Here is a 19,876-nt window from a genome sequence, read left to right as displayed (position 1 = left end):
CGCGGGCCGTGTGTGGCTGGTCGCGCCCACGCGGCGGTAGCCGCACATGGTCACAGCCCCGCGCCCCTGAAGAGGGGCGTGGGGGTCAGCCCTTGTTCGACAGGCCCCGGCGGATTGCTTGCTCCACCGCTGAATAGTTGCCGTTGGACCGTTCCAACTCGTACGGCGCCGCCGGCATCAGCGGTGGCTGGCCCATGAAGCGGGGGCGGTCGCCGTGGTGGGGCTGGGCCGCGTGGACCAGGAAGGGATGGCAGAGGTAGACGTCACCGGGCCGACCGGTGGCGTATGTGAGGGGGCGCCCGGCGGACGCCTCGGCCACCTTCGGGCCGAGGGTCAGTGAGGAGGCGCCCTTCTCGCCGTACGGTTCCAGGACGCGCGGGACGTCGAGGTGGGAGCCGACCCGGATCCGCGTCGGCGCGTTCTCCTCGGTGACCTCGGTGTAGAGCATCAGCATCAGCAGGGCCCGGCCGCGCGAGACCAGATTCGCGTACGGCCACTCGCTCTCCGCGCCCTCCGCGACATAGCTGCCCTCGATGTGCCAGCCGGCGTCGTCCGGTTCCGTCGGGTGCGGGAAGCGCAGCGGGAAACTGCCCACCGAGTACCGGGACTGCCACCGGCCGGCGCCCACCAGGAGGTCGAACGCCTCATGCAGGGCGGGGGAGTTGACCGAGGCGGCGAACGGTCCCTGGGCCATGTCGCTCACCCACACCACGGGGTCCTGCCAGGTGCCGGGGTCCTCCGCGTCGTAGCCCGTCTCCCGCCAGAGCAGCCGAGCGCAGTGCTCGGCGACCCGCGGTGGGAAGGCGCCCTCGATCTTCACGAACCCGTCGTCGACGAAGCGTTCCACCATCACGTCGTCCGTGTCGTCCATACGGGCATGTTCGGCGACGGACGACCTGTTCCGCACCTCATTTTTTGCCGCTTCGGCAACGGAACTGGCCGTCGGACGGTGCGTCGGCGCAGGCTGGCGGCACGCGGACGAGAGGGTGACCACCATGGCGCACGAGCACGATCACGAGCACAGGCACGTCCACACGCAGGGTGAGCAGCACGACCACAAGCCCGGCGGGGACCGTCGTCACCACGACCACACCGACCTCGACTGGGCCGTCATGGGTCCCCTGCTGGAGACCCAGGCGGAGCTGTTCTCACCCTTGTACGAGCGGGCGATGGCGTGGCTCGCGAAGGAGCGGACCGATCCTGGGCTGATCGTCGACGTGGGCAGCGGCCCCGGTGTGGTCGCGTGTCTGTTCGCGGAGACGTTCCCGGGAGCCCGGGTCGTCGCGGTGGACGGTTCCGAACCGCTCCTGGAGCGGGCCCGTGCCCGCGCCGACCGGCAGGGATTCGGCGACCGCTTCAGCACGCTGACCGGTGAACTGCCCCAGGTTCTGGGGCAGTTGGAGTACCCGGCAGACCTGCTGTGGGCCAGCCGCAGTCTGCATCACCTCGGGGACCAGCGGGGCGGTCTCGCCGCGTTCGCGGAGCGGCTCGCACCCGGCGGCACCCTCGCGATCATGGAGGGCGGCCTGCCCTCGCGGTTCCTGCCCCGCGACTTCGGCATCGGCCGCCCGGGACTGGAGGCGCGGATCGACGCGATCGAGTCCGAGTGGTTCGCCCAGATGCGTGCCGACCTCCCCGGCGCCGTCACCGAGACCGAGGACTGGCCCGCCCTCCTGACCTCGGTCGGCCTGAAGCACACCGGCAGCCGCAGCTTCCTCCTCGACCTGCCCGCCCCGGCCCCCGACCGCGTCCGCGCCTACGTCGCCACCTGGCTGACCCGGGTGCGTGACACCTACGGCGAGGCGATGGACGCCGAGGACCGGGCCGCCCTCGACCGGCTCGTCGACCCGCAGGACCCGGCGAGTGTGCATCGGCGCGCCGACGTGTTCGTGCTCGCCGCGCACACCGTGCACACGGCGGTACGGACGAGCTGACAGGGCCCGTGATCTCGACGGCTTGACTTCGAGCGTGCTCAAGGTGATGAACTGCCCCTCCGACTGCGCGGAGTTCACCGACCCACGGGGGGACAACCACCATGAACGACAACTCTCACGTCGCGCTCATAACCGGCGGCGGCAGCGGTATCGGCGCCGCCGTCGCCCGTCAACTCCTCAGCGCCGGGGGCCGGGTGGCCGTCACCGGCCGCAGCGAGCAGCGCCTGTATGATTTCGCCGCCCAACTGGGCAACCCCGAGGGCCTGTTGACGATCCCCGGCAGTGCCGCCGAGTACGGCGAGGTGCAGGCCGCCGTCGAGACGACGCTCAAACAGTTCGGACGGCTCGACGCGGTCGTCGCCAACGCCGGGATCGCCACGCACGATTCGGTCGCCGAGGGCGACCCGACCGGGTGGACCGAGATGGTGCTGACCAACGTCCTCGGTCCGGCCCTGCTGATCCGCGCGTCCGTCGACGCGCTGAAGCAGACGCACGGCCGGATCGTGCTGATCGGCAGCGTCGCCGGGTTCGTGCACACCCCCGGCAACATCTACGGCGCGACCAAGTGGGCGATGACCGGTCTCGCCGAGAACACCCGGCGCGAGGTCACGGAGTTCGGCATCGGCGTGACGCTGGTCGCCCCGGGCCGGGTGGAGACCCCGTTCTGGGACGGCAACGGCAGCCTGCCGCCCGGCCATCTCCTCACCGCCGACCAGATCGCCGACACGATCCTCTGGGCGATCCGCCAGCCCGCCGGCGTCGACATCAACACCGTCGTCGTACGACCGATCGGACAGCCCAACTGACGTACGTATGGGGCCCGTTGCCGCTGGGGAAAGCGGCAACGGGCCCCATACGTACGTCAGTTGCTCGCCAGGAACTGCTTCGCCAGCTGGTCGCCCAGGGAGACCGCCGCGCTGTGGCTCTCGATGGGGGAGACCGTCGAGTTCTTGAACAGGATGTACGTCACGCCGGAGTCGGCGCCGCCGGTCGCCGGGTCGGGGTCGATGCCGAGGGCGCTGGCCGTGGCGTACGAGGCCTCGCCGATGATGTTGGTGGGGCCGGTGTCGCCGACGACCGCGTACTCGACCTTGTTGTTGTAGACGACGGCGACCACGCCGCCGCCCTTGATGCCGTAGCTGGAGTACTTCCAGATGCTGCTGGAGCTGGGCACCACGATGTAGGGCAGTGAATCCGCCTTCAGGGGCTGGCCGTTGGACTGGTGGAACGCCGTGTCGTCCTGGTACCAGGGGTCGGCGTTCTCGTTGCACTTCGTGGTGCGCTGGCCGTCGCAGTCGATGTCCATGTCGGCCTTCCAGAACACGGCGCCGTTCTTGCCGCAGACCGGGATGGTGGCCGAAGTCTCGTCGTCCGTACGGTACTTGCCGCTCGATATCTGCGAGCAGGACGTCACCTTGGAGAGCAGGTCGGCCGCGCTGACCGAGCCCTCCTGGGCCGACTTGGGGGTGGCGCCGGAGGCGCTCGCGGGGAGCACTCCGGCGGCGAGCAGGGCGGCAGCCGAGGCCGCGGCGAGGGTCAGTGTTCGCATGCGCACTATGGGGGGACCCTTCTGTTAGGAAAGTTTCCTTACCAGGTGCGCAACAAGGTGCCCCGTCATCATGCGCGCGTCAAGACCCTGGTACGAACCAAGTCGGCCGACGGCGCGGAAAGCGGCACGGAAAACGGCGCGGGAAAACGACGCGCCCCGGAGCCAGACGGCTTCGGGGCGCTCGAACTATCCGGTGTTCAGGCCGCGTTGAACGTCGACGGGTCGGGACCCAGTCGCCGGTCCTCGTTCAGCGCGCTGATCGCCGCCAGGTCCTCGGTGTCGAGGCTGAAGTCGAAGACCTCGATGTTCTCCTTGATCCGCGACGGCGTCACGGACTTGGGGATCACCACGTTGCCGAGCTGGATGTGCCAGCGCAGGACGACCTGGGCCGGGGTGCGGCCGTGCTTCTGGGCGATGGCGACGATCGCCGGGACCTCCAGGAGGCCCTTGCCCGAGCCGAGCGGCGACCAGGCCTCGGTCGCGATGCCCTGCTCCGCCTGGTACTCGCGCCCGGCGCGCTGCTGGAACTGCGGGTGCAGCTCGATCTGGTCGACCGCCGGAATGACCGAGGTGCCCTCGATCAGCCGGGCCAGGTGGTCGGGTTCGAAGTTGGAGACGCCGATGGCCCGCACACGGCCGTCCGCGTACAGCTTCTCGAACGCCTTGTAGCTGTCGAGGTACTTGTCGCGGGCCGGGGTCGGCCAGTGGATCAGATACAGATCCAGGTACTCCAGGCCGAGCTTCTCCAGCGACACGTCGAACGCGCGCAGAGTGGCGTCGTACCCCTGGTCGGCGTTCCAGAGCTTGGTGGTGACGAAGAGGTCCTCGCGCGGGACGCCGGACGCGGCGATGGCCTTTCCGGTGCCCTCTTCGTTGCCGTAGATCGCAGCGGTGTCGATGCTGCGGTACCCGGCCTCCAGCGCCGTGGCCACCGCCCGCTCCGCCTCGTCGTCCGGCACCTGCCAGACGCCGAAGCCCAGCTGGGGCATCTCGACACCGTTGTTGAGGATGATCGGGGGGACCTTGCTGCTCACGAGCTCTCGATCCTTCAGTCGTCGGGTGGTACTCACATCGTCAACGATCACGGGCCGTGCCGCATTCCTGACCGCGAAATCCGTCCGGACCGACCGGCGAATCGGCGCCGGTTGTCGAAGATTGGCGAGAAATGCATCCGATGTTATTCGGTCCGGACCATTGACCGCGGACCGTCATGCCGCAACGCTGAAGCACGCCGTCGGACGCGTCCGTGAACACGATGCGCCCATGTGAACACCAGCACCTGTGTGGACTCCGAGATCCCCCACCCCTCAGGAGAGCAGGTATGCGCGCATGAGCAGGACAGTGCCCGGAATCCTTCAAGCGGAACATCGTATGCAGGAAACATCGGATGAAAAGGTGTGGTGAAGGCCTCGTCGACCGCGGGTCGCAGGACGGACGGACCAGTGATGGCGAGCGGCTGTTCCCCTCCCTCGCCCAAACTGATCAGTCGGTCAGGAGAAGGGCGGTCGAGGCGGCCGCCCCACGCACTGCGCCCGAGCCCGCCGAGGCCGGCGAACCCGCCCGGACCGACCGAACACGAAAGGGAGGAACATGAGACGCCCACGACTACGAGCGGCCCTGACCGCGGCGGTCCTCGCCACCGCCACCCTGACCGCGGCGGCGCCGCCGCTCGAAACGGTGGCGGCGGCGAGCCGCCCGGCCGCCGCGCCCGACTGGTCCGTGGCCGTGGTCGACTCCACGACGGCCCGCTACACACCGAGCACCATCGGCGGCTGGTCGTACCCGGTCGGCCTCTACCTCTACGGCCAGTACCTCACCTACAAGCGGACCCACGAGGCCCGCTACCTGGCCTACATCAAGAGCTACGTCGACCGTTTCGTGAAGAGCGACGGCTCGATCGACCAGTCCTTCGACAGCCTCGACAGCATGCAGGCCGGCCGGCTCCTGGTGATCCTGCACCACGAGACCGGCCAGGACCGCTACCGCAAGGCGGCCAAGAAGATCCGCGACCGCCTCGACACCTACCCGCGCACGAGCGACGGCGGCTTCTGGCATGCCGACAGCAGCAGCCGGGCCCATCAACTCTGGGCGGACGGCGTCTACATGGTGAACCCGTTCCTCGTCGAGTACGGCAAGGAGTTCGGCGACAGCGCGTACACGGACGACGAGGCGTCCAAGCAGCTCTACGTCTACGGCAGTCATCTCCAGGTCGCCAACGGCCTGTTGAGGCACGCCTACGACGAGTCGCGTACCGCGAGCTGGGCCGACCCCGGGACCGGACTCGCGCCGGAACACTGGTGCCGCGCGGTCGGCTGGTACGCGATGGCCGTCACGAACGTCCTCGACGCACTCCCCGCCGACCATCCGCGACGGCCTCAACTCCTCGGCATCCTCCGCCGGTTGGCGGCCGGACTGGAGAAGTACCAGGACCCGGCGACCGGCCGCTGGTTCCAGGTCGTGGACAAGGGTGCCCGCAGCGACAACTGGACCGAGACGTCCTGCTCCAGCATGTTCACCTACGCCCTCTCCCGCGGCGCCCAACAGGGCTACCTGGACCGGCACTACGCCGACGTCGCCCGGCGCGGCTACGAGGGTGTCCTCGCGAGGCTCTCGGTCGGCACCGACGGCCGCACCGACCTCACCGACATCTCCATCGGCACGAACGTCGGCGACTACCCGTACTACGTCGCCCGCACCCGGGCCACGAACGACTTCCACGGGCTGGGCGCCTTCCTGATCATGAACGAACAACTGCGAGGTGATTAGTGTCATGAGCACGTCCAGAAGGGCCCTTCTCGGGGCCGCCGTGAGCGGAGCGGCCGGTGCCGCGGTGGGCCTCTCGGCCGCCGCCCCCGCGCACGCCGCCTCCTGGCAGCAGAAGTGGGCGCCGACCGCGACCGGCGACGGGCTCGGCGCCTTCGAGACCGTCGAGGACGACCGCGCCGACTCGCACCCGGCCGGACACCCGCACATCTACGCCACCGGGGACAACTGGCGCTTCAATATGCATACGGTCGACCGCGACACGTCGGCCGACCGGCAGCGCCAGGAGGTCACCGGTCTGCGCACCGGCAGCAGCGGCTACCTCAAGTGGACCGAGGGGCAGACCTGGCGGATCACGTACTCGATGTACATCCCCAGCTCCCTGAGGGCGACCACGACCTTCACGCACGTCATGCAGATGAAACAGCCCGGCAGCGGCACCTCGCCGATCGTCGTGCAGTCCCTGCGACGCGTGAACGGCGTGCAGACCATCGAGTTGAACCTGCCGATCGCCGGTGTCCTGGTCGGCCGTACCGATCTCGATCCGCTGCACGACCGGTGGACCGACGTCGACTTCCAGATCAAGGTCGGCGACGGCACGGCCGGTTCGGTCCGCTGGATCCTCAAGTCCGGTTCCACGACCGTGATCGACAGGACGAAGACCGGCGTCGACACCTTCCTCGCCGATCGCGTGCGCCCCAAGTGGGGCATCTACCGCTCCCTCGGCGACACCTCCGGGTCCCTGCAGGACACCTACCTCCTGCTCACCGATCTCCGCGGCTACCAGCTCGTGTGAGGAGCGCCCCCCCATGAAACCCCCCATGAAATCGCCGATGTACCAACGGAGTTGGGTCGCGAGCGTGTTCTTCGCGTTCGCCGTCGTCCTCGGCCTCGCCCACCCGTCGGCCCTCGCGGCCACGCCTCCCGCACCGCACGCCACCGTCTACGACGTCCGCGACTACGGCGCCAAGGGCGACGGTTCCGCCAATGACACCCCGGCCGTCGACAAGGCCATCACGGCGGCCGGTTCGGCCGGCGGCGGCACGGTCCGCTTCCCCGCCGGCACCTACAAGTCCAAGAACACCATCCACATGAAGAGCAACGTGACGCTCCAGGTCGACACCGGCGCCACGATCCAGGGCTCGTCCGCCGACACCTACGACGCCCCCGAGGCCAACCCGTACGACCAGTACCAGGACTACGGCCACAGCCACTTCCACGACGCGATGATCTACGGCGACCGGCTCACGAACATCGGCTTCGTCGGCGGCGGAGTCATCGACGGGCTCGGCAACCTGATCACCGGCAACCCCAAGCCGGGCGAGGCCGACAAGATCCTTTCGTTGACGCGCTGCGACGGACTCCGCATCGGTGACGGACTCACCCTGCGCCGGGGCGGCCACTTCGCCGCGCTCGTCAACGGCTGCACGAACGTCACCTCGGACCGTCTGACCATCGACACCGCGAGCGACCGCGACGGCTGGAACATCATCTCCACGACGAACGTCACCGTGACCAACGCCAGCATCAAGGCGAACGACGACGCACTCGTCTTCAAGAGCGACTACGCGCTCGGCGCCAAACTCCCCAACGGCCATGTGCGGGTGAGTGATTCGTATCTGTCGGCCAAGTGCTGCAACGCGCTCATGTTCGGATCCGAGACCTGCGGCGACTTCTCGGACTACCGGTTCGAGAAGATCCGGATCGAGGGCGCCGACAAGTCCGGCCTCGGCATGGTCTCCATGGACGGCGCGAAGATCTCCGACGTCCACTACCGCGACATCACCATGACCGGCGTCCATTCGCCGATCATGGAGAAGATCGGCACCCGCGAACGCTGCGGCGACAGTCCGGGCGTGGGTTCGATCAGCGACGTCACCTACGACAACATCACCGCCACCGGCAACAGCCCCTCGTTCAGCCCGACTCTGTGGGGCGAGAACGGCCACCGGATCAAGGGGATCACGTTCACGAACGTCGACATCACGGTCCCCGGCGGCAACGGCACGATGTCCGCCGGCGTGCCGGGCAACGACCCCAAGGACTACAACCCGAAGGCCATCGGCACCCGGCCGGCCTACGGCTGGTACCTCCACAACGCCGACGACGTCCACTTCACCGACAGCTCCGTGAAGTTCGCGGCGAACGACGGACGGCCGGCGGTCGTCGCCAACGCGGCGAGCGGTATCCGGTTCACCGGCTTCACCGCTCAGCGCGGCTCCAACTCGCCGTACGACATGGGCTTCCAGGGCGTCGACGGCTACTGCGTGAGCGGCGGCGGCGCACCACGGGTGTCGAGCACGGGGTCGACGGAGAGCTGCGGTACCACTGCCGCCCGGCCACTCGACCTGGAGAACCCCCGCCAGGACTTCCTCCGTCACTCCGTCGGCGGCCTCTTCCTGCACTGGGGCCTGCGCACCGCGCCCGCCCACACCAGTTGCACCGGCTGGGAGAGCGATGTCACGAACGGCGGCTGGACCCCCGGCTACTGGGTGAACGAGGCTCAGAAACTGCATACGCAATACCTCGTACTGGCTACGTTCCACAGTCGCCTCGGCTACGCCCGCCCCTGGCCCTCCAAGATCCCCGGCTCCTGTTCCACCAAGCGGGACTTCCTCGGTGAACTGATCACGGCCGCGAAGGCCAAGGGTATGAAGGTCGTCCTCTACATGACCGACGACCCCCAGTGGCACGACGAGGGCGGCCACGAGTGGCTCGACTCGGCCGCCTACTCCGCCTACAAGGGCAAGAACGTCGACCTGACCACCCGGGACGGCTTCGGGCAGTTCAGCTACGACAACTTCTTCGAGGTCATGGACCGCTATCCCGACCTCGGCGGCTTCTGGATCGACAACGACAACGCGTACTGGGAGAGCCACGACCTCTACCAGCAGATCTATCAGAAGCGCCCGAACTACACGCTCAGCAACAACAACGAGGACACGCCGATCATGGACATGATCAGCAATGAGCAGAAGGCGGGAATGTCGCCCGCGTACGACTACCCGCAGGCCGTGTACACCGCTCAACCCCGGCTGACGGAAGCCGACTTCAAGCTCCCGTCGACCGGCGCCTGGTGGTACGACGGCTCCGACCCGTCCGTGGACCGCGCCCTCACCCTCGGCCGCCTCGTCACCAACGCCGGTTCCTCGGTCAAGGCGCTGATGGCGGAGACCGCCCAGGTCAACGGCAGGTTCCCGGCGAACCAAGCCGCCTTCAACACCTTCGCCGACTCCTACCTCGACCCCATCTGGGAGTCCCTGCACGGCACCGAGGGCGGCGGCTACCTGTACGGCGGGCTCAAACCCGGCTTCTGGAACGACGGCGCGCATGGCGTGACGACGGTCAGCCGGACCGACCCGAACCTCCAGTACGTCCATGTGCTGACCCCGCCCAGCACGAGTACGCTCCGCATCCGCGACAACGGCTACCGCATCGCCTCCGTCACCAACCTCCGTACCGGCGCGGCGATTTCGTGGTCCCAGTCCGGCGGAGTGCTCACGCTCAGCGGTCTCGGCGGCTGGGATCCGTACGACACCGTCTTCAAGGTCACGACCGCCGGCCGCCAGGGCATCCTGTCCGACGTCACGGTGAGCGCGAGCGCCTCGGCGAGCGGGCACGCGGGTTCGGCCGCCGGGGACGGGAGTTACCTCACCTACTGGGACAACGACAAGACCCTGCCGGTCAACCTCACCTTCGACCTGGGCAGTTCGAAGAAGGTGCAGTACATCGGCCTCAACCAGCGCGAGGACTCCGTGGCCTACGCCCGTTCCGACACCGAACAGTCGGCGCGCATCAAGGACTACAAGGTGTTCCTGAGCAACGACGGCACGAACTGGGGGAGCGCCGTCAAGACCGCACAGCTCCCAAGCCGCCGCGGAATCCAGGGTATTGACCTCACCGCGACCAACGCCCGCTACGTCCGCCTCGAAGTCGACTCCACCTGGGCCGCCGCCACCGACGCCACCCGCTACCAGCGGCTGCGGATCGACGAGGCCTGGATCGGCACCTCCTACGCGACCCCCGGAGGATCGTCATGACACACATCGGATCCAGACCCTTCGTGGCAGTGCTCGCCGGGCTGTTGGCCGCCGCGGCGCTTCCGCTCCTGGGCGGCCCGACCCCGGCCGCGGCCTCCGACAACGGTCAGTCCACCCGCCCCGCCATGGGCTGGAGCAGCTGGAGCTACGTCCGCCGGACGCCCACCGAGGCCAAGATCAAGGCGCAGGCGGACGCCCTGGTGTCGAGCGGCCTCAAGAACCACGGCTTCGTGTACGTCAACCTCGACGACTTCTGGCAGAAGTGCGACACCAACGGTTTCACCGTCGACTCCTACGGCCGCTGGGCCGTCGACACGGCCAAGTTCCCCTCCGGGATCAAGGCGTTGGCCGACTACATCCACTCCAAGGGACTGAGGTTCGGCTTCTATGTCACCCCGGGCATCGCCAAGAACGCGGTCACCGCGAACACCCCGATCGAGGGCACCTCGTACCACGCGAAGGACATCGCGGACACGTCCAGGACCGAGAAGAACTACAACTGCAAGAACATGTACTACATCGACTACGGGAAGCCGGGCGCCCAGGAGTTCGTGAACTCGTGGGCGAAGCAGTTCGCCTCCTGGGGAGTCGACTACCTGAAGATCGACGGCGTGGGCAGCGCCGACATCCCCGACGTCCAGGCCTGGGACAAGGCGCTGCGGGCGAGCGGACGGCCCGTCGACTTCGCGCTCTCCAACAACCTTCCGATCGCCGACGCCGCCACCTGGCGTTCGCTGGCGAACAGTTGGCGCACCCAGGGCGACGTCGAGTGCTACTGCGGCCCGGGCGCCAACGGTAGCGGCTATCCGCTCACCGACTGGTCGCACGTCTCCGCGCGCTTCAACACCGCCGCGTCCTGGCAGCCGTACGCGGGGCCGGGCGGCTGGAACGACCTGGACTCCCTGGAGGTCGGCAACGGCGACCAGGTGGGACTGACGGCCGACCAGCGGCGCTCGCACTTCACCCTGTGGGCGATGGCGGGCTCGCCCCTGCTGCTCGGCACCGATGTCACCCACCTCGACCCCGTCGACAAGGCGATGCTCACCAACGACCGCCTGATCGGCGTCGACCAGGACGGGGTCGCCGCGAAACGCGTGGTCAACAGCGGTGCCACACAGGTCTGGAGCAAACGCGAGAGCGACGGCGCCTACGTCGTCGCCCTGTTCAACACCGGTACGTCCGGCAGCGCGACGGTCTCCGTGAACTGGTCGCAGGTCGGCTTCACCGGCTCCGGCGACGTCACCGACCTCTGGTCCGGCTCCCACAAGGGCACCATCGCGGACTCGTACAGTGCGACGCTACGGCCGGGCGAGACCCGCCTGATCCGTGTGAACCCGGTCGACAGCACTCTGCGGGGGCACTCATGACACGCGACAGAACACCGGAGCGGGGCACGCGAGGCCTCTCGCCGATCCTCTCCCTCGTCCTCACTCTGGCCCTCGCCGTGCCGCTCGCCGGACTCACCGGCACTGCCGCGCACGCGGCGACCACCGACTACCAGGCCGAGGACGCCACCGTCGTCCAGGGCACCGTGGCCACCAACCACACCGGTTACACGGGCACCGGCTTCGTCGACTACACCAACGTCACAGGCTCCTCTGTGGAGTTCACGGTGAGTGCCACCGCCGCCGGCACCGCGCCGATCGCGCTGCGCTACGCCAACGGCACCGCCGTCGACCGCCCGTTGGACATCTCCGTCAACGGGACGGTCGTAGCGACCGCGGTCTCCTTCCCGGCCACCGCCGACTGGAACACCTGGGCGACGAGGACCGTGAACGTTCCGCTGGCCGCCGGCACCGACAGGGTCCGGGCGACCGCGACCACCGCGAACGGCGGCCCCAACCTCGACCGCATCAGTGTGGGCACCGCGGCCGACGCACAGGCTCCTACCCGCCCCGGCCAGCCGAGTTGCCCGGACATCGGCGAGGACGGCCTCACGCTGGCCTGGGGCGCCTCGACCGACAACGTGGGCGTCACGGCGTACGACCTCTACGAGCACGGCAACAAGATCGCTGAGGCGCCGGGGAGTTCGACCGGCAAGGCCCTCACCGGGCTCGCTCCGAACACCACCTACGACCTCACCGTCATCGCCCGCGACGCGGCCGGCAACACCTCACCGGCCAGCCCGGTCGTCGACTGCACGACGAAACCCAGCTCGGACACCACCCCGCCCACCGAGCCCGGCACTTTGTCGACCGCCGACATCACATCGAACACGGTCGACCTCGCCTGGGGCCCGTCCACCGACGACCGATCGGTCATTGCATACGACATCCGCAGCGGGGACACCGTCTACAAGACGGTCACCACCGGCACCTCGACCACCCTCACGGGCCTCGCCTGCGACAGCCCGTACTCACTGAACGTCGTAGCGCGTGACGCGGCCGGCAACCTCTCCGAGCCGGGCAACACGGTCACCTTCACCACGAAGGCCTGCGCCACGGACGGCGGCGTCCCGTCCTCCGTCGCCACGCTCTCCACCGGCTGGACGATCCCATGGGGCATCTACTGGATGCCCGACGGCCAGAGTGCCCTCGTCACCGAGCGGGACGACTTCCGGGTCTGGAAGACGGTCAAGGACGGCACCCGGACCCAGGTCGGGACCGTGCCCGATGTGGTGACCACCAACGGCGAGGGCGGCCTCCTCGGCGTCGCCGTCGATCCGAAGTGGGCCACCAACCACTACGTGTACTTCATGCACACCGCGTCCGAGGGCAACCGCGTCGTCCGCATGACGTACAACGGCACCACCCTCACCGGCTACACGGTCCTCCTCCAGGGCATCAAGAAGAACCGCTACCACAACGGCGGCCGCCTCGCCTTCGGACCCGACGGCTACCTCTACGTCTCCACCGGCGAGGCCCAGACACCCGACCTCGCCCAGGACAAGACCTCCCTCAACGGCAAGATCCTGCGCATGACGACGGACGGCAAGCCGGCCCCCGGCAACCCGTTCGGCAACTACGTCTACTCGTACGGTCATCGCAACCCGCAGGGTCTCGCCTTCGACCGCAACGGCCGCCTGTGGGAAGCGGAGTTCGGCAACAGCTCCAAGGACGAACTCAACCTCATCAAGCCGGGCGCGAACTACGGCTGGCCCACCTGCGAAGGGAGTTGCAGCGTTGCCGGAATGACCAACCCCAAGGCCACCTGGAACGTCGACGAGGCCTCGCCCAGCGGGATCGCGATCGTCCGCAACGTCGTCTACATGGCGTCCCTGCGCGGCGAACGCCTGTGGCGCGTCCCCATCAACGGCGACACCGAGAGCGTCGGCACCCCGACGGCGTACTACGTCGGAACGTACGGACGCCTGCGCACGGTCACCAAGGTCCCGGGCGCCGACCAACTGTGGCTGTCGACCACCAACTGCGACAACAACGGCAACCAGCCGGACGGATCCGACAAGATCCTCCGTGTGAACATCGGCTAGGGCAGCGGGAGTTCAGGCCCGGTACAGCGCCTCGACCTCATTGGAGTACGTGTTCTCGATGGCCTTGCGCTTCAGCTTCAGGGACGGGGTCAGCAGACCGTGTTCCTCGGTGAACGGCTGGGCCAGTATCCGGAAGGTGCGGATCGACTCGGCCTGCGAGACCAGGGTGTTGGCGGCTACGACCGCGCGCCGCACCTCGGTCTCCAGGTCGGCGTCGCGCACCAACTGGGCCGGGGACATCCGCGGCTTGCCGCGCATGGTGAGCCAGTGCTCGACGGCCTCGTGGTCGAGGGTGACGAGCGCGGCGATGTAGGGGCGGTCGTTGCCGACGACGATGCACTGCGAGACCAGCGGATGGTCCCGCACCCGCTCCTCAAGGAGTCCGGGCGCGACGCTCTTGCCGCCGGAGGTCACCAGGATCTCCTTCTTGCGCCCGGTGATGGTGAGGTAGCCGTCCTCGTCGAGGGAGCCCAGGTCACCGGTGGCGAGCCAGCCGTCGTGCAGGGTCTCGTCGGTGGCCTTCTGGTTGTTGAGGTAGCCCTGGAAGACGTTGGGGCCGTTGAGCCAGATCTCGCCGTCGTCCGCGATGTGCACGGTGACACCGGGGATGGCCTGGCCGACCGTGCCGTAGCGGGTGCGGTCGGGCGGGTTGGCGGTCGCGGCGGCCGTCGACTCGGTGAGGCCGTAGCCCTCGTAGATCTGGACGCCCGCGCCCGCGAAGAACAGTCCGAGGCGCCGGTCCATGGCCGATCCGCCGGACATGGCGTTGCGGATCCGGCCGCCCATGGCGGCCCGCACCTTGGAGTAGACGAGTTTGTCGAAGAGCTGGTGCTGCATGCGCAGGCCCGCCGAGGGGCCTGGGCCGATGCCCCAGGCCTTCTCCTCGATCGCGTCCGCGTACTTCACCGCGATCTCGACGGCCTTCTCGAACGGCCCGGCCTTGCCGTCCTTCTCGGCCTTGCGGCGGGCCGCGTTGAAGACCTTCTCGAAGATGTACGGCACGGCGAGGATGAACGTCGGCTTGAACGCGACCAGGTCGGGCAGCAGGGCGGCGGCGTTCAGCTGCGGCTGGTGGCCGAAGCGGACCCCGCCGCGGATCGCCGCGACCTCCACCATCCGCCCGAAGACGTGCGCGAGCGGCAGGAACAGCAGGGTCGCCACCTCCTCGCCCCGCTTCGAGTGGAAGACGGACTCCCAGGTGTCGATGACCGTGTCCGCCTCGTACATGAAGTTGCCGTGCGAGATGACACAGCCCTTCGGTCTGCCCGTGGTGCCCGAGGTGTAGATGATCGTCGCGGTCGAGTCCGGGGTGACGGCCTGGCGGTGCCGGTGCACCACCTCGTCCTCGATGTGCGCGCCGGCGTCGTACAGCGCCTGCACGGCGCCCGTGTCGAGCTGCCACAGCTGGTGCAGCGCGGGGAGCCGGTCGATGACGGTGGCGATGGTCATCGCGTGGTCCTCGTGCTCGACCATCGCCGCCGAGACCTGCGCGTCGTGCAGCATCCAGAAGCACTGCTCGGCGGACGACGTGGGGTAGATCGGCACCACCTGGGCGCCGATCGTCCACAGGGCGAAGTCGAACAGCGTCCACTCGTAGCGGGTACGGGACATGATCGCGACCCGGTCGCCGAAGCGGATGCCCTGGGCGAGCAGGCCCTTGGCGAGGGCGAGGACCTCGTCGCGGAACTCGGCGGCGGTCACGTCCCGCCACTCGTCCTGCTCGTCCTTGCGGCCGAGGGAGACGTGGAGGGGGTCGTCCTGGGCACGCTCGAAGACGACGTCGGCCAGACCGCCCACCGGCGGTGCCAACGCCAACGGAGGGTTGTTGTACTCGCGCAAACCCCGCTCCCCGCTCCTGTCGGCGCTCCCCTACAGCGCCGTGAAAGCTACCCCACCGGGCGGAAGGGCGGGAGGGGGTGGGAAAGCGAGCGGTCCTCACGTCCGCACTGGTCAGCGACGGAAAATGCCCTCACAAGGGGAAGGGTCGGACAGAAATCCTTACGGTTCCGTAGGTTTCGGGCCCGTAATCTCCACTGAATCTGTACGACCCGGTTACCCCTGGCGTCCGGTCACACGACGTCACCGGGGCGACGCCGAATCCTCCCCGGCGAGCGTCCGCGCGGCGGTCCCCGGCACTCCCGGTGCCGTGCCCGCGGTCCCGCCGGTCCGCTCCGCGCGACCCGCCCTGACCAGGGCGAGCACCAGCGCGCCCGCCGCCGTCCCGACGAAGCCGGCCGTCACGAGCGCCGAGTCGAGCCCCGACGCGAACGCGGCCCGCAGCACGTGCTCCGGGAACGTCCCGCGCAGCGCCCCGGCCCCGCCGCCCGCCAGCGTGTGCGCCGCGTCGTGCGGGAGCGTGTCCCGCATCCGCGACGTGAGTACGGTCCCCGACACGGCGACGCCGAGTGCATACCCCAACTGGCGTACGGTATTCACGGCACCGCCCGCCATGCCCGCGCGCTCGGCCGGCACCGCCGCGAGGGCCGCCCCCGCGATCCCCGGTGCCACCAGACCCGTGCCGACGCCCACCAGGACGAGCCCCGGCACCAGCGTCGTCCAGTCCGAACCGGCGCCGAGGACGGCCTGGCAGAAGCAGCCCGTGCCGATCAGCAGCAGCCCGCCGCCGATGGTCAGCCGGGCCGGCACCCCGTGCAGCAGCTTCCCGGCGAGGACCGACACCACGACCGCCGCACCCGTCAAAGGCAGCAACGTCAGCCCGCCGCGCACCGGGCTCATCCCCAGCAGCGTCTGCAGCCAGATCGACAGATACGGCATCCCGCCGAACGCCACTCCGTTGAACGCGAGCGCCCCCGCCATCACGCCCACGAACGCGGGCTTCCGCAGCAGCGCCAGATCGAGCAGCGGATGCGCCACCCGCCGCTCCACCAGCACGAAGCAGACCAGCGCGAGGGCCGCGACCGCGAACGACCCGAGCGTCACCGACGCACCCCAGCCGTCCTCACCGGCCCGCACCACCGCATACGTCACCCCGCCCGCGAACCCCGCGAACGCGACCGTGCCGAGCCAGTCGATGCGCATCCCGCTCGGCCCCTTCGACTCCGGCACCACCCGCAGCGTCAGCCACACGGCGACCACGCTCACCGGCAGGTTCACGAAGAAGATCCACCGCCACCCCGGCCCCTCGGTGAGCACCCCGCCCAGCACCGGCCCGACCGCCGCGGCCCCGCCGCTGACCGCACCCCACACCCCGAGCGCCACCGACCGCTGCCGCCCCTGGTAGACGGAGCCGAGCAACGGCAACGTCGTCGCCAGCATCGCGGCCGCCCCCACCCCCTGCACGGCCCGCGCGGCCACGAGCGCACCCGGCCCGTCCGCGAGTCCGCACAGCAGCGACGCCACCGCGAACAGCACGACGCCCACCACGTGCACCCGCCGCCGCCCCAGGATGTCGGCGGCGGCGCCAACTCCCAACAACAGCGCGGCCAGTGCCAGCGCGTACCCGTCGACCACCCACTGCAGATCGCTCAACGACGCGTGCAACGACCGCGCCACGTCCGGCAACGCGACGACCACGATCGTCACGTCCAGCAACAACATGAACGTGCCCAGGCACACCGCCGTGAGCGGCCCCCATGTACGCATGTCCTCAACTCCCCTGTCCGGGTTGTGCAGTTATCCGTACGATGGGCTCGACCCGGACGATCAAGACGGTGTCGGACACCTCGCCGCCGGAATCCGACAGGAGCAGACATGCTGGAGATGGAATCCGACACCCTCGACCGTCTCGACATGCAACTGCTGACCGCGCTGGAGCTCAACGGCCGGGCCTCCTTCAGCCGCCTCGGCGCGGTGCTCGGCGCCTCCGACCAGACCATCGCCCGCCGCTACCGCCGGCTCACCGCCGAGGCCGGCCTGCGGGTCGTCGCGATCCGGGACGCCGAACGCCTGGGCCAGGACCAGTGGATGCTCCGCCTGCGCAGCGCCCCCGACAACGCCCTCAACATCGCCGACGCCCTCGCCAGGCGCCCCGACACCGCCTGGATCGGCCTCGCCTCGGGCGGCACCGAGATCGTCTGCCTGACCCGCCCCCGCAGCCCCGGCGACTACGACGACCTCCTGCTCGGCAAACTCCCGCGCACCCCCAGCGTCCTGGACATCCGCGCCCACCAACTCCTGCACCGCTTCTACGGCGGCCCGACGGGCTGGCTGCGCCGCTTCAAGGTGCTCGCCGACGACCAGGTCGCCGCGCTCCTCCCCGAACCGGCGCCCGCACCGGGACCCGCCCGCATCGAGCCCGAGGACGAGGCCCTGATCGCCGTCCTCGAACGCGACGGCCGCGCCATCTACCCCGAACTCCAGCGTGCCACCGGCCGCTCCGAGTCCGCCGTCAAACGCCGGCTCGCCGCACTGATCGGCTCGGGGGCGGTGTACATCGACGTCGAGTACGACTCGGAGGTGTTCGGGTACCCGCGTGCGGCGGTTCTGTGGATCACGGCGACCCCGGCCGCGCTGCACTCGGTCGGCGAGGCACTCGCCACGCACGACGAGGTCGCCTACGCCTCCGCCACGGCCGGCCCGTCCAACATCGTCGTGACCGCGGTCGTGAAGGACACGGCGGGACTGTACGACTACCTCAGTGGGCCGTTGGGGCAGCTCGACGGGATTCGGCATGTGGAGGCGAGCCCGTTCCTGCGCCGGGTCAAACAGCTGACGTATCGGACGCTCCCCCTCAACTCGCCCTCCCTCAAAGTAAGTTCAAGATAAATCATGCGCAAAACCAAGCACCCGGAGATGGGAATCACAGTGTCCGGCGATCGACTGTGGCTCGTCCAAACCGAAGCCGCAGGGATTTCCCGAAAGATCTTTTCGAAATAGTCTTCGGAAGTCCTTCCGGTGAGCCCCGTGAAGGGAATGTCGAATTGAAGACCCACAACGCTCACCGCAGGTCGCTGGGTCGCCGCAGGAAGGTGGTCATGGCCTTAGCGGCGGCGACGACCCTCCTCGGCGGCGCGATGTACGCCAACGCGAACGCCGCGTCCGTCACCCCCGACCCGTCCACCAGCGCATCCCCGACCACCCCCGGATCCGCGTCCCCGACGAACCCCGGATCCACCTCCCCGTCCACACCGGCCTCCGCGTCCGCCCCCGAACCCACGGGCACGGCCGGCACGGGCTCGTCCGTCTCGGACGTGGTCGACGCCGCCAACGCGTTCCTGAAGACCCTGGACGACGACCAACAGGCCGACGTACTCCTCGACTTCACGCAGGCCAACGCCGTCGCCTGGTCGAACGAGGCGTGCGGTGCTGACTGCCGGGTCGGCATCGAACTCAGCACGCTCAGCGACACCCAGCTCGCCGCCGCCAAGGCGGTCGTCGAGGCGGCCACGGGCACCGGGACCGACACCGGCTACGACCAGATCAACCAGGTCCTGGCGGCCGACGACATCCTCGGCGAGACCGACAGCAGCTACGGCAGCGGCAACTACTACCTCGCCTTCCTGGGCACCCCGGGCACGTCAGGCACCTGGCAACTCCACTTCGGCGGTGACCAGTTGGCCGTCAACCTCACCTACAACGACGGCGAGGTCGTCGGCGCCACCCCGTACTTCGTCGGAGTGGAACCCGCCACCTGGACCGACGACGGCACCACCTACGCACCCCTGTCCGGGATGCACGACGGAATGGAGTCGATGCTCGAAGGCCTGAGCGACGACGAGTTGTCGGAGGCGAAGCTCTCCGACGACACCACCGCCGTGGTGCTCGGCCCCGACGAGGACGGCGACTTCCCCGACGCCAAGGAGGGCCTCGCGGTCAGCGAACTCACCGACGACCAGCAGCAGTCGGTGCTCGACGCCATCACGCCGTGGGTCGAGGCCGCGGACGACACGACCGCCGCGTCCACCCTGAGCACCTACAGGTCCGAACTCGACGACACCTACATCTCGTACTCCGGCACCACCGCACTGGACACCGCGGGCGACTACGTTCGCATCGACGGACCCGGCGTCTGGATCGAGTTCTCCGTCAAGGACGGCGTGATCGACACCAGCGAGCTCAACTACAGCTCCGTGTACCGCGATCACGACACCGACTACGGAGGAGAGTTCTCGTTCTCCTAGACCACCCGCCGGCGACATAATGGGCGGCGCCGCTCACAGCGGCGCCGCCCGCTGTCGGGAATTCCAGCGCAGTCGGCCGG

General features: G+C 69.0%; 14 protein-coding genes. 9 read left to right on the top strand and 5 right to left on the bottom strand.

From position 1 onward, the window contains the following. Positions 1 to 85: 85 nt before the first annotated feature. Positions 86 to 871: a phytanoyl-CoA dioxygenase family protein gene (locus OG226_RS10535; RefSeq protein WP_329348702.1), complete on the bottom strand. Its 786-nt coding sequence runs from the start codon at positions 869 to 871 to the stop codon at positions 86 to 88. Positions 872 to 995: 124 nt separating this feature from the next. Here OG226_RS10535 and OG226_RS10530 point away from each other — a divergent pair, with 124 nt between their 5' ends. Together OG226_RS10530 and OG226_RS10525 are read left to right on the top strand one after the other, a co-directional pair. Further along, a complete protein-coding gene (locus tag OG226_RS10530) occupies positions 996 to 1,934 on the top strand; it encodes a class I SAM-dependent methyltransferase (protein ID WP_329348701.1) in 939 nt (312 codons plus the stop codon). Between the two features lie 101 nt (positions 1,935 to 2,035). Then, positions 2,036 to 2,740 (top strand): SDR family oxidoreductase, encoded by a 705-nt coding sequence (locus OG226_RS10525; RefSeq protein ID WP_328676626.1) that lies wholly within the window; start codon positions 2,036 to 2,038, stop codon positions 2,738 to 2,740. A gap of 56 nt (positions 2,741 to 2,796) precedes the next feature. On the opposite strand, the gene OG226_RS10520 is transcribed toward OG226_RS10525, so the two are convergent. Together OG226_RS10520 and OG226_RS10515 are read right to left on the bottom strand one after the other, a co-directional pair. Then, a complete protein-coding gene (locus tag OG226_RS10520; RefSeq protein ID WP_327400133.1) occupies positions 2,797 to 3,489 on the bottom strand; it encodes a glycoside hydrolase family 75 protein in 693 nt (230 codons plus the stop codon). Between the two features lie 191 nt (positions 3,490 to 3,680). Further along, complete coding sequence (locus OG226_RS10515; protein ID WP_327400132.1) at positions 3,681 to 4,517, bottom strand: aldo/keto reductase; 837 nt, start codon at positions 4,515 to 4,517, stop codon at positions 3,681 to 3,683. A 556-nt stretch (positions 4,518 to 5,073) separates the two neighbouring features. On the opposite strand from OG226_RS10515, the gene OG226_RS10510 reads away from it, so the two are divergent. The 5 genes from OG226_RS10510 to OG226_RS10490 are packed head-to-tail and all read left to right on the top strand — an operon-like array spanning position 5,074 to position 13,716. Next, positions 5,074 to 6,249, top strand: coding sequence for a glycoside hydrolase family 88/105 protein (locus tag OG226_RS10510; RefSeq protein WP_329348700.1), 1,176 nt, complete (start codon positions 5,074 to 5,076; stop codon positions 6,247 to 6,249). Between the two features lie 4 nt (positions 6,250 to 6,253). Next, a complete protein-coding gene (locus OG226_RS10505; protein ID WP_329348699.1) occupies positions 6,254 to 7,042 on the top strand; it encodes a Tat pathway signal sequence domain protein in 789 nt (262 codons plus the stop codon). Between the two features lie 13 nt (positions 7,043 to 7,055). Beyond that, complete coding sequence (locus OG226_RS10500; RefSeq protein ID WP_329348698.1) at positions 7,056 to 10,286, top strand: glycosyl hydrolase family 28 protein; 3,231 nt, start codon at positions 7,056 to 7,058, stop codon at positions 10,284 to 10,286. Further along, positions 10,283 to 11,653, top strand: coding sequence for a glycoside hydrolase family 27 protein (locus OG226_RS10495; protein ID WP_329348697.1), 1,371 nt, complete (start codon positions 10,283 to 10,285; stop codon positions 11,651 to 11,653). Before OG226_RS10500 ends, OG226_RS10495 begins: the two co-directional genes overlap by 4 nt. Continuing rightward, a complete protein-coding gene (locus tag OG226_RS10490; protein WP_329348696.1) occupies positions 11,650 to 13,716 on the top strand; it encodes a PQQ-dependent sugar dehydrogenase in 2,067 nt (688 codons plus the stop codon). Before OG226_RS10495 ends, OG226_RS10490 begins: the two co-directional genes overlap by 4 nt. Before the next feature lie 12 nt (positions 13,717 to 13,728). Here the strand turns inward: OG226_RS10490 and OG226_RS10485 are convergent, their stop codons facing one another. Continuing rightward, entirely contained in the window at positions 13,729 to 15,555 is a 1,827-nt protein-coding gene (locus OG226_RS10485; RefSeq protein WP_328676612.1) for an AMP-dependent synthetase/ligase, read from the bottom strand. A 240-nt stretch (positions 15,556 to 15,795) separates the two neighbouring features. Further along, positions 15,796 to 17,319, bottom strand: coding sequence for an MFS transporter (locus OG226_RS10480; RefSeq protein ID WP_329348695.1), 1,524 nt, complete (start codon positions 17,317 to 17,319; stop codon positions 15,796 to 15,798). Positions 17,320 to 17,427: 108 nt separating this feature from the next. Here OG226_RS10480 and OG226_RS10475 point away from each other — a divergent pair, with 108 nt between their 5' ends. Then, positions 17,428 to 18,441, top strand: a complete 1,014-nt coding sequence (locus OG226_RS10475; RefSeq protein WP_329348694.1) for an Lrp/AsnC family transcriptional regulator — start codon at positions 17,428 to 17,430, stop codon at positions 18,439 to 18,441. Positions 18,442 to 18,650: 209 nt separating this feature from the next. Next, positions 18,651 to 19,796 carry a DUF3500 domain-containing protein gene (locus tag OG226_RS10470; RefSeq protein WP_329348693.1) on the top strand — a complete coding sequence of 382 codons (1,146 nt, stop codon included), beginning with the start codon at positions 18,651 to 18,653 and terminating at the stop codon, positions 19,794 to 19,796. Positions 19,797 to 19,876 lie beyond the last annotated feature (80 nt).

The sequence above is a fragment of the Streptomyces sp. NBC_01261 genome (genome assembly GCF_036226385.1).
In the GTDB taxonomy this organism is placed as follows: Bacteria; Actinomycetota; Actinomycetes; order Streptomycetales; family Streptomycetaceae; genus Streptomyces.
Note: the sequence above shows the minus strand (reverse complement) of the source record. Positions and strands in the feature narration are given on the sequence as shown.